General features: G+C 74.9%; 10 protein-coding genes and 1 pseudogene. 8 read left to right on the plus strand and 3 right to left on the minus strand.

Features of this window, described 5'->3' with window-relative positions:
• Positions 1 to 79 precede the first annotated feature (79 nt).
• Together ACFO4E_RS22520 and ACFO4E_RS22525 are read left to right on the plus strand one after the other, a co-directional pair.
• Positions 80 to 1,345, plus strand: a complete 1,266-nt coding sequence (locus tag ACFO4E_RS22520) for a helix-turn-helix domain-containing protein (RefSeq protein WP_378577935.1) — start codon at positions 80 to 82, stop codon at positions 1,343 to 1,345.
• 121 nt (positions 1,346 to 1,466) lie between these two features.
• Positions 1,467 to 1,940, plus strand: a complete 474-nt coding sequence (locus tag ACFO4E_RS22525; RefSeq protein ID WP_378577937.1) for a hypothetical protein — start codon at positions 1,467 to 1,469, stop codon at positions 1,938 to 1,940.
• A 21-nt stretch (positions 1,941 to 1,961) separates the two neighbouring features.
• Here the strand turns inward: ACFO4E_RS22525 and ACFO4E_RS22530 are convergent, their stop codons facing one another.
• Entirely contained in the window at positions 1,962 to 3,131 is a 1,170-nt protein-coding gene (locus ACFO4E_RS22530; RefSeq protein WP_378577938.1) for a site-2 protease family protein, read from the minus strand.
• Positions 3,132 to 3,194: 63 nt separating this feature from the next.
• On the opposite strand from ACFO4E_RS22530, the gene ACFO4E_RS22535 reads away from it, so the two are divergent.
• The 6 genes from ACFO4E_RS22535 (at position 3,195) to ACFO4E_RS22560 (ending at position 9,583) form a co-directional block, all read left to right on the plus strand.
• Complete coding sequence (locus tag ACFO4E_RS22535) at positions 3,195 to 4,004, plus strand: RecB family exonuclease (protein WP_378577940.1); 810 nt, start codon at positions 3,195 to 3,197, stop codon at positions 4,002 to 4,004.
• 89 nt (positions 4,005 to 4,093) lie between these two features.
• Complete coding sequence (locus tag ACFO4E_RS22540) at positions 4,094 to 5,416, plus strand: sensor histidine kinase (protein WP_378577942.1); 1,323 nt, start codon at positions 4,094 to 4,096, stop codon at positions 5,414 to 5,416.
• Between the two features lie 47 nt (positions 5,417 to 5,463).
• Entirely contained in the window at positions 5,464 to 6,147 is a 684-nt protein-coding gene (locus ACFO4E_RS22545) for a response regulator (protein ID WP_378577944.1), read from the plus strand.
• Between the two features lie 484 nt (positions 6,148 to 6,631).
• Entirely contained in the window at positions 6,632 to 8,059 is a 1,428-nt protein-coding gene (locus ACFO4E_RS22550) for a threonine/serine exporter family protein (RefSeq protein WP_378577945.1), read from the plus strand.
• Between the two features lie 432 nt (positions 8,060 to 8,491).
• Entirely contained in the window at positions 8,492 to 9,181 is a 690-nt protein-coding gene (locus ACFO4E_RS22555; RefSeq protein WP_378577947.1) for an endonuclease V, read from the plus strand.
• A 204-nt stretch (positions 9,182 to 9,385) separates the two neighbouring features.
• The gene (locus ACFO4E_RS22560; protein WP_378577961.1) at positions 9,386 to 9,583 is read left to right on the plus strand and encodes a DUF5999 family protein; all 198 of its coding nucleotides are present in this window, start codon (positions 9,386 to 9,388) and stop codon (positions 9,581 to 9,583) included.
• A 135-nt stretch (positions 9,584 to 9,718) separates the two neighbouring features.
• On the opposite strand, the gene ACFO4E_RS22565 is transcribed toward ACFO4E_RS22560, so the two are convergent.
• Complete coding sequence (locus ACFO4E_RS22565; protein WP_378577949.1) at positions 9,719 to 9,961, minus strand: type II toxin-antitoxin system Phd/YefM family antitoxin; 243 nt, start codon at positions 9,959 to 9,961, stop codon at positions 9,719 to 9,721.
• A 62-nt stretch (positions 9,962 to 10,023) separates the two neighbouring features.
• Positions 10,024 to 10,345, minus strand: a pseudogene (locus ACFO4E_RS22570) (IS982 family transposase); the annotation flags it as partial.

The following is a 10,345-nucleotide window of genomic DNA, read 5'->3' on the forward strand; positions in this document are numbered from 1 at the left end:
CCTCCCATGCGCATTACGCATAGCATCATTTCTTTCACACATAGCCACTAAATCCAGGTGGCAACCCTAACCTAGGCTCATGCCCGAACGAGACGGCGCTCTGCCGCCGGAGTTTTGGTCGCGGCCCACAATGGCGGGCGCATTGGCCACATGCGACATGGCGGCGATCGTCGAGGGGATCAGGGTCGCCCGCGGTTGGTCGCAGGGGGATCTCGCGCTCACGGTGGGGTACTCGCAGAGCTGGGTGTCGCGGGTGGTCAACCGCCAGCAGTCGCTCACCATCGAGCAGGTACGCGACCTCACGGGCCGACTCGGCATCCCGGTCCACCTCCTCCGGTTCGCGAGCCCCGCGGTTCCGGGGAAGGGGGCGGATCCCACGCGACGCAGGGATTTCGGCAAGGTCATGGCCGCGGCGGCGCTACCGCTGCCCGCGGCACCACCGGGGGGCGACCTGGACGACACCACGGCGCCGGCCCTGCGCGCCATCACCGGCGGGCAGCGCCGGCTCGACGCGTCGTCGCCGGCGCGCGACCTCGCCCAAGGGGCCGTGGCCCACGTGGACCTTACAGCGCGGACCCTGGAACGGGCCAGGCACACGCCGTTGGCGCCCGACATCGCCGGCGCCGCCGCCGAGGCGGCCGGTTTCGCGGCGTGGCTGCACGCCGATATGGGCGACCACGGGTCGGCGCGCGCGCACTACGGCACCGCCGTACGGCGGGCGCGCGAGGCCGGCGACCGCCTGCTCAACGTCTACATGCTCGGCAGCCTGGCCTCCTTCGAGACCGACGCCGACGACCCCGCTCTGGGCCTGGCCCTGGCCGGCGAGGCCGGGCGGCGGCTGGGCCCGTCGCCCCACCCCACCGCGGCGGCCTGGCTGGCCTGCGTGCGGGCCATGGCCCACGCGGAGCTCGGCGGATCGGTCGCGGCCGTCGCGGAGCTCCGCTTCGCCGAGCAGCAGGTGGGCCTGGTCGACAACACCGATCCGCCCTGGCCGTGGGTGTTCCCCTTCGACCACGCCAAGGTCGCCGGGTGCCGCGCGCTGGTGGCGGTCCGGCGGCACCGCCCGGGCGAGGCGCGCGCCGCCTTCGCCGTCGCGCTGGCCGGTGCGCGGCCCGGCGCCAAGCAGGGGGCGCTGCTCATGGCGGAGCTGGCCGCGGCGCACGCCGACGCCGGCGACGTCGACGAGGCGTTCCTGCTGGCGGCCGAGGCGCTGCGCACCGGGCGGCGGCTCGGCTCCGAACGGGTGGTGGCCCGGGTGCGCCGGTTCCGCCGCGCCTACCGGGGACCGGGCGCGCGGTGTATATCCGAGCTGGACGAGGAACTCGCGTCCGGGCTGGTGACCTAGCCGTCCCGGCTCCGACCGCACCCCGTCCCGCGCGCGGGACGGGCCCCGCCCCCGCTCCATCGGGGGCTCCCCGCCGTACCCCACTCCCCCGACCCGCCCCCTGTGACGAAGGAGCAGCGCCATGCCGCGCATCGCGGTCACCGGACACCGACAGCTCCGCGCCGATGTGGAACGCGCCGTCGACACGGCCGTGCGCGCCCGCCTCGCCGCCGTGGACGGCCCCCTCACGGGCCTGTCCTGCCTGGCCGACGGCGCCGACACCGTCTTCGCCCGGGCCGTCCTGGACGCCGGCGGGGATCTGGAGGTGGTCGTTCCCGCCGCCGGGTTCCGCGACGCCCTGCCCGCCGAGCACCGGCCGGCCTACGACGCCCTGATGGCGTCGGCGGCGCGGATCCACCGGCTCGCCCACCGCGAGTCCGCGCCCGCCGCGCACATGGACGCCGGGCGCCACCTGGTGGACCACTGCGACGAGCTGGTGGCCGTGTGGGACGGCCGGCCGGCGCGCGGCCACGGCGGAACCGCCGACATCGTGGGCTACGCGCGCGCCCGCCACCGGCCCGTCAGCGTGGTCTGGCCCGAGGGCGCCACGCGCTGAGAACGGGGAGCGCGGCCGGGGTCAGACCCCGGCGAAGGCGTCGTTGACGTCGGCGGTGCGCAACACCCCGAGCACCGACCCGTCCGGCTCGACCACCAGGTACTCCGCCACGGGGTGGCTGCGCAGCGCGTCGAGCAGCTCCTCGCCGTCGAGGTCGGCCGGGACCACGGCCCCGGCGGTGATCGCGCGGGCCACGCTGGTCACCGGCACCCAGGGGCGGCGGTGCTCCGGAACGGCGCGGGCCGCGGTGTCGCTGACGATGGACACCGGGGTGCCCGCGGAGTCGGCGATGACCACCGCCCGCGCGCCCGCGTCGCCCATGCGCCGGTCGGCCTCGGCCACCGAGGTGTCGGCCGGCACCGTGACCGCGGCGCGGGCCAGGGAGCGTGCGCGCAGCCCGGGGATGCGCTCGCGGATGCGGGCCGCGCGCAGCGCCGACCCGGCGCCCATCCAGATGAACGAGCCGAGCAGCACGCCCCACAGCACGGCGAACAGGCTCGGGGTCAGCCCCAGCGACCAGGCGTAGACCACCGGCAGCAGGACCACCGCGGCGGCCAGCAGCCGGCCGCCCCACGCCGCCACGACCGTTCCCGCCCCGGGGCGGCGGGTCAGCTTCCACACCGCGGCGCGCACGAGGCGGCCGCCGTCGAGGGGGAGCCCCGGAAGCAGGTTGAACACGCCCACCACGAGGTTGGCCGCCCACAGCTGCCAGATGAGCACCCCGGCGATGGTGAGCGGATCGACGAACAGGTAGGCCACGAAGCCGAGGCCCGCCAGCACCAGGGACAGCAGCGGACCCGAGAAGGCGATCCAGAACTCGCGGCCGGGGGTGGGCGCCTCGCGTTCGATCTCGGAGACCCCGCCGAGCATGTAGAGGGTGATCCGGCGGACCGGGAGCCCGTACATGCGGGCGACCACCGAGTGGGCCAGTTCGTGGATCAGAACGGATGCGTAGAGCAGCACCGCGAAGGCGAACGCGACCAGGTAGGAGGACGCGCCCAGGTGCAGGGTGCGGTCGACGACCGGCTGGTAGAGCACGGTGATGATCACCGCGATGATCAGCCAGGAGGGGGTGACGTAGATGGGGATGCCGAACGGGCGCCCCATGAGCAGCCCGGGCCTGCGCCCTCCGGCGGCTCGGTCTCGCTCTCGGGCGGGCTGCTGCGGGGGCGTGCTGCCGTCGTCGGTCACAGTGCAAGGTTACGTGGTCGCAGCGGGGCACGACTCCGGGGCGTGCCGTCATAGTGTGGGAACATGACCTCCCCGCGCACCGCCCCCCTGGTCCCTTCGCTGTCGCCGTCGCGGGCCTCCGACTTCCTCCAGTGCCCGCTGCTGTACCGCTTCCGGGTGATCGACCGGCTGCCCGAGAAGCCCAGCGCCGCCGCGCTGCGCGGCACGCTGGTGCACGCCGTCCTGGAGCGGCTCTACGAGCTGCCGGCCGAGTCCCGCACCCCGCGCACCGCCCTGTCGCTGCTGGAACCGCAGTGGGACCGGCTGCGCGAGCGCCGGCCCGAGACCGCCGAGCTGTTCGCCGACGAGAAGGCGCTGACGGCCTGGCTGGAGGAGGCGCGCACGCTGCTGTCGCGCTACTTCGAACTGGAGCAGCCGCAGCGGCTGGAGCCGCGCGAGCGCGAGATGCGCCTGGAGGTGACGCTGGAATCCGGGCTGCTGCTGCGCGGCTACGTCGACCGGCTCGACGTCGCCCCCACCGGGCAGATCCGCGTGGTCGACTACAAGACCGGCAAGTCGCCGCACCCGCGCTACGAGGACAAGGCGAAGTTCCAGATCTTCTTCTACGCGGTGATGCTCTGGCGGGAGCTGGGCGAGGTGCCGACCCGCCTGCAGCTGCTGTACCTGGGCGACGGCTCGGTGCGCTGGTACGAGCCCACCGAGGCCGAGCTGCTGGCCGCCGAGTCGGAGATCCTGGGGATCTGGCGCGACATCGAGGCCACGGCGCGCTCCGGCGAGTGGCCGGCCAAGCGCAGCAAGCTGTGCGGATGGTGCGAGCACCAGGCGGTCTGCCCGGAGTTCGGCGGGACCCCGCCGCCCCTGCCCGGGCGCTGACCGCGCCCGGGCGGACTCCTCCTGACGTAGGAGTCGAGATCCCCCCGGGGAAGGTCGGGCCGGGGAACCGGACGATCTAGCGTTGGCATGTGACCACCACACCAGCCGAACGCGCGGGCGGCCCGGCAGGGCCCGAGGGCGCGGGGACCCACGTGCCGCCCGCGCCCGGGCGGTTCGCGTCCGTCCGGTGGGCGTGGCTGACCGACGCCCTGATCGTGGTGGTGCTGGCCGCCTGCAACTCCGCCCTGGTCTCGGTGGTGGCCGCCGAGACGGGGTCGGTGTTCGGCGACGCCGCCGCCGGCCACATCGGCGGGGCGCTGCTGGCGCTGGTGCTGGCGGCGCGCCGGTACCTGCCGTTCACCACGCTGGCGGTGCTCATGGTGAGCGCCTTCGTCTTCGAACACATGCACGCGTTCGTGTGGGGCACGGTCTCGGTGGGGATCGCGGTGGCGGCCTATTCGGTGGGGCGCTACCTCACCCTGGCCAGGTCCGCGGTCGGGTTGGGGGCGGCGGTGGCGGTGAACGCCGCGACCACCCTGGCCTCCCCCGTTCCGACCCTGGGCCCCGTCGCGTTCCCCTGGATCGACCTCGTCTTCCTCCTGAGCTGGATGGTGGGGTCGTGGTGGCTCGGGCGGCTGGTCCGGATGCGCGCGTTCCACGTCGCCGAGCTGCGGGCCCGCGCGGAGCGGCTGGAACGGGCGCGCGACGCCTACGCCCGCGCCGCGCTGGTCGAAGAGCGCGCGCGCATCGCCCGCGAGCTGCACGACGTCGTCGCCCACCACGTGAGCGTGATGACGGTCCAGGCCACCGCCGGCCGCCGGGTGATCGACCGCTCGCCCGAGCGCGCCCGCCAGACCCTGGCCGAGATCGAGGGGACGGGCCGCCAGGCGCTGGCGGAGATGCGGCGGATCGTCGGCGTGCTGCGCGTGCCGGAGTCGGCCGGTGCCGACCTCGGGCCGCAGCCGGGGGTGGCCGGGCTGTCGGACCTGGCGCACCAGATGGGCGAGGCGGGGGTGCGGGTGGAGCTGCGGGTCTCGGGCGAGCCGGTCGCCCTGCCCCCCGGGCTCGACCTCACCCTCTACCGGGTCGCCCAGGAGTCGCTGACCAACGTCCTCAAGCACGCGGGCGAGGGGGCCCGCGCGACGGTCGCCCTGACCTTCGGCGCCCGCGACGTCGAACTGACCGTGGAGGACGACGGTTCCGGGGGCCGGGCCCCCGGGGGCCCGGCGGTCCCGTCCGACGAACCCGGCCACGGGCTGCTGGGGATGCGCGAACGCGTCGCCCTGTTCGGCGGCGAGCTGCGCACCGGCGCCCGCGAAGGGGGCGGCTTCCGGGTCGGCGCGCGGCTCCCGGTGGAGGCCGCTTCCGGGGCGGACCGCGGCCCCGGGTGCGGGCCGCTTCCGGACCGGTGACCGGTCCGGCGGCGCGGCCGGTGCCCGCGATCGGGAAGAATCGGGGCATGCCCATCAGTGTCCTGCTGGTCGACGACCAGCCCCTCCTGCGAACCGGGTTCCGGCTGATCCTGGAATCGGAGCCCGAGGTGTCGGTCATCGGCGAGGCCGCCGACGGCCGCGAAGCCGTCGCCGGCGCCAAGCGGCTGCTGCCCGACGTCGTGCTCATGGACATCCGCATGCCCGGCAAGGACGGCATCGAGGCCACCCGGGAGATCCTCGCCTGGGCGGCCGGGGCCGGGCAGCAGGTGCGGGTGCTCGTGCTGACGACGTTCGACCTCGACGAGTACGTGGTCGAGGCGCTGCGCGCCGGCGCCAGCGGCTTCCTGCTCAAGGACGTGCCGCCCGACGACCTGGTGGCGGCGATCCGGGTGGTGGCCGAGGGCGACGCGATCGTCGCGCCGTCGGTGACCCGGCGGCTGCTGGACCGCTTCTCCCACCAGCTCCCCTCCACCCGCGCCCGGCCCGCACCCCGCCTGGAGCACCTGACCGAACGCGAGCGCGAGGTGCTGCGGCTGCTGGCGCGCGGGCTGTCCAACGCCGAGATCGCGCGCCGCCTGGTGGTCAGCGAGACCACGGTGAAGACCCACGTCGGCAACGTCCTGACCAAACTGGGCCTGCGCGACCGGGTGCAGGCCGTGGTGCACGCCTACGAGGCCGGGATCGTCCGGCCGGGCGAAGGCGACGACTGACGGCGCCGGCGGCGGGGGCCGGTCCGCATCCGCGCGGGCGGATTAGGGTCCGGCCACAACCGCCGTCAGCGACGCGTCCGACCGGCGTGCCCGCCCGCCGCCGGCCCCGCCCCGCGGACGGGCGCGCCGCTGCCGCCGCCGGGCCGCCGCACACGCCCAGACCCCCGGATCCGTCGCGGTCCGCGACCGTTCGCGCACCCCGCGGGGGCCGCCCGCCGGTCCTCCGCGACCGCCCTCCGAGCGGGCCTGGCGGCCCGCATTCGGCACGCGATCGACTCTGAACCGTGTGCTGCCCGCTTACCGACCGTAACCTTGATCAAAGGCTGTACCTGCGACGATGGTCGGTGACGGACCTCACCCGGGAGCAAGTGGGGGTGCCGCCAACCGCTGGCGGATTCCGGGCGTCCCACCCGGGGCTCCGCCACCGGGCGCGACCGTGCCCCGACTCCGTGCTCCTTGTCCGAGGAGGTATCGAAAGCCGCCGATGGCCGAGAATCCGCACCAGCAGACGCCGTTGAACGAGAACAACCTGCTGAGCCGTCTCCGCGACTGGCGGGCGGCCCGCGAGTCGGAACTGCACGCCGACGGCCTCGACGACGACCCGGTGGAAATGCCCGACCCCCGCGCGCTCGACCTGGTCCTGCGCGTCGGCGAGCTGCTGCTCGCCAGCGGTGAGGCCACCGAGGTCGTCAGCGAGGCCATGCTGAGCCTGTCCGTCGCCTTCGAGCTGCCGCGCTCGGAGGTGTCGGTGACCTTCACCGCCATCACCCTGTCGACCCACCCCGGCGGCGACCACCCGCCCATCACCGGCGAGCGCGTCGTGCGGCGGCGCACCCTCGACTACTTCCGCGTCAACCAGCTGCACACGCTCGTGCAGGACGCCGCTCTGGGGATGCTGGAGCTGGAGGGCGCGATCGCGCGGCTGCGCGCCATCAAGCAGGCGCGCCCGCCCTACCCCAACTGGGTGATCGTCACGGGGTTCGGGCTCATCGCCTCCAGCGCCAGCCTCATGGTCGGCGGCCAGTTACTCGTCGCCGCCGCGGCGTTCCTGGCGACCGTCCTGGGCGACCGCGCGTCGGCGCTGCTGGCCCGGCGCGGGGTCGCGGAGTTCTACCAGATGGCCGCGGCGGCGGTCACCGCCTCCACCATCGGGGTGGCGCTGCTGTGGGCGAGCGCGCAGATGGACCTGGGGTTGCAGGCGGGCGCGATCATCACCGGCAACATCATGGCGCTGCTGCCGGGGCGCCCGCTGGTGTCCAGCCTCCAGGACGGGGTCAGCGGCAGTTTCGTCTCGGCCTCGGCGCGGTTGCTGGAGACCTTCTTCACCCTGGGCGCGATCGTCTCGGGGGTCGGCGCCGTCGCTTACACGGCGGTGCGGCTCGGCGTCAACATGGAGCTGGACAACCTGCCGTCGGCCGGAACGGCCGTGGACGTCCCGGTGCTGGTGGGCGCGGCGGGGATCGCCATGGCGTTCGCCGTGTCGCTGACGGTGCCGCCGCGCATGCTCCCCTCGATCGGCGTCCTGGGCGTGGTGATCTGGCTCATCTACGCGGGGGTGCGCATCGCCCTGGACACCCCGCCGATCATGGGCACCGTTGTGGGGGCGGTGGTGATCGGCATGGCGGGACACTGGCTGGCCATGCGCAGCCGGCGGCCCGTGCTGCCCTATGTGATCCCCGCGATCGCACCGCTGCTGCCGGGCAGCACCCTGTACCGCGGGCTGCTGGAGATCACCCTCGGGCATCCGGTGGACGGCCTGCTCAGCGTGGCCGAGGCCGTGGCGATCGGGCTCGCCCTGGGCGCCGGGGTCAACCTGGGCGGGGAGCTCGTGCGAGCGTTCCAGCGCGGCGGGCTCGCCGGGTCCGGCCGCCGGAGCAGACCGGCTGCACGAAGAAGCCGCGGCGCCTATTGAGGGGCTGCGGCGCATCTGCCACTGAGCACGGCCACCGGATCCGCCGGCCCTGTGCGGGGCGGAGCGGCCGTATCGGCCCGGCCCGTCCGGGCCGTGTCACCCGCGCCGCGTGCGCGGCACGCGGGACCGGGTCCGCGCCGCGGTAGCGGCCGACGACCGGACTTCGCGTGCCCGGCCGAGGGTGCGGGTGGACAGTGGCGCTCGCGGGGGCGGGGCCGAGCGAGCCGGTGGTACGGGCCGCGGAAGGTCCGACGCACGGCCCTTCCCCCGCCCGTGCCCGTGCGCGGGCGGCACGGGCGAACCCGGCGGCGACCGGACGGCTGCCGTCGCCCACCACCGCCATACTAGGCAGCGCGCCTGCGGCTCCGCCGCCGTTTCCCCGAGACTCCGTGGCCGCCTGCGGCCACGTGCGACCGATGTTCAGGAGCCCCCATGCCCGCCCGCCCCCTCGTCCCCGCCGCCGGTCCCCCGCCCGCCGGCGCCGAGGAGGCGCGGGCCGAGCAGGCGCGGCTGGCCCCGCTGGTGCGGACCGATCCGCTCGACCCCGACCGGGTGGGGCTGGTCGCCGGGCTGGACGTCACCTACGCGCCGGGCGACGACCGCCTGGTCGCCGCCGCCGTGGTACTGGACGCCGGGACGCTGGAGGTCGTGGAGTCGGCCACCGCGGTCGCCCGGCCGGCGTTCCCCTATGTGCCGGGGCTGTTCGCCTTCCGGGAGGTGCCGCCGCTGCTGGACGCGATCGGGCGGCTGCGCACCGCGCCCGACGTGTTCGTCTGCGACGGGTTCGGCCTGGCCCATCCGCGTCGTTTCGGGCTCGCCTGCCACCTGGGGGTGCTGCTGGACCGTCCGGCGCTGGGGGTCGGCAAGTCGCCGTTCGTGGGGTCGGCCGAGCCGCCCGGCGAGCGGCGCGGGTCGTGGTCGCCGCTCGTGGACGGCGGTGATGTGGTGGGGCGCGCGTTGCGGACCCGCGACGGCGTCAAACCGGTGTACGTTTCGGTGGGGCACCGCATCGATCTGGACGGCGCCACCGGGCTGGTGCTCCGGCTCGCCCCGAGCTACCGGCTGCCCGAGCCGATCCGCCGCGCGGACCGCCTCTCGCGGGACGTGCTCAGGGGCCTTTGACGCGCGCCGGGCCGCGCCGGTTCGATCCGCGGCCGGACCCGGCCGATCGGCGTCCGAAGTGGGCCGCGGCACTGACGTCCCGCGTCGAAATCCGGGAAAATGTGAAACGGTGTGACCGCCGACACGCACGCACTAGAGTACGAACGGCACCCCACGGCCGACCGAACACCGACCGACAACCGACGATCGAACCGGAGGCACGGCATGTGCCAGCACCAACCCCCCTGTCCGACATCAGGCGACCCCGACCATGAGGCCGCCAGGGTGGTCGCCAGCCACCCTGAGCAGGGCTGGAGCCTTTTGTGCAACGGCGTCGTGGTCTTTGAAGACACCGGTGAACTCCTCCCCGACGGCGGCGTGATCGCCCCGCATCGCCCCACTTACATCCGCACCGCGGCCTGACCGGCCGGCCCCGCGGCGCCGCGCCCGCCCCCGCCCAGCCACTTGCCCGGCCGGCGGCACCGGGACACCGCGGCGCCGCTCCCCCTGCGCGCGCCGTCCGTATCGGCGCCGACGGGAACCGCGCGCGGGGCGGCGTCACTCGATGAGCGCTCTCTCCACCCCGCGGCCGGCCTCCAGCTCCTTGATCGCAGTGATCAGGCGCCGCGCGTTCCCCGGCACCTCGAACAGGCGTGCGGTCCCCTCGGACGCCGCGGATGCGGACAAGGCGGCCGGCTCCCCTCCGGAGCCGGTGACGACGTCCTCGACCAAGCCGTCGCCGACCCGGGCGAACGCCACCGCGTCGTCGCCGGCGGACTCCGTGGGCGCCGTGTTCCCCATGTGTTCCCGACTCTCTGTGAAGGGTGTCGGCTAGATCGTTGATGGGGGTTGGTGTGTGCTGCTCAGTGGTCGTAGGCCACGAGTGAGCGCTTGACGGGTGCGTCGATGAGCCAGTTGTGCCAGATCGCGGCGTTGAGGGCGAGGATGCGCTGGCAGGTGCGCGCCCAGAGTCCTTCCTGGGTGCGTGCGGCGTGGCGTTCGAGGCCGAGCTGGTTCTTCAGCGTCCAGATGACCGCCTCGATGCGCTGGCGCAGCCGGCCCGGGAAGGCGCCGGAGCCGTCCTCGTCGCGGCGGGCCGGGCGGATGAGCACGTGGCCCAGGGCAGCCGCGGCCCTCTCGATCCCGGCCCCGGCGAACCCCTTGTCGCACACGATGGGGCAGGGC

The sequence above is a fragment of the Nocardiopsis mangrovi genome (genome assembly GCF_042653925.1).
Taxonomy (GTDB): domain Bacteria; phylum Actinomycetota; class Actinomycetes; order Streptosporangiales; family Streptosporangiaceae; genus Nocardiopsis_B; species Nocardiopsis_B mangrovi.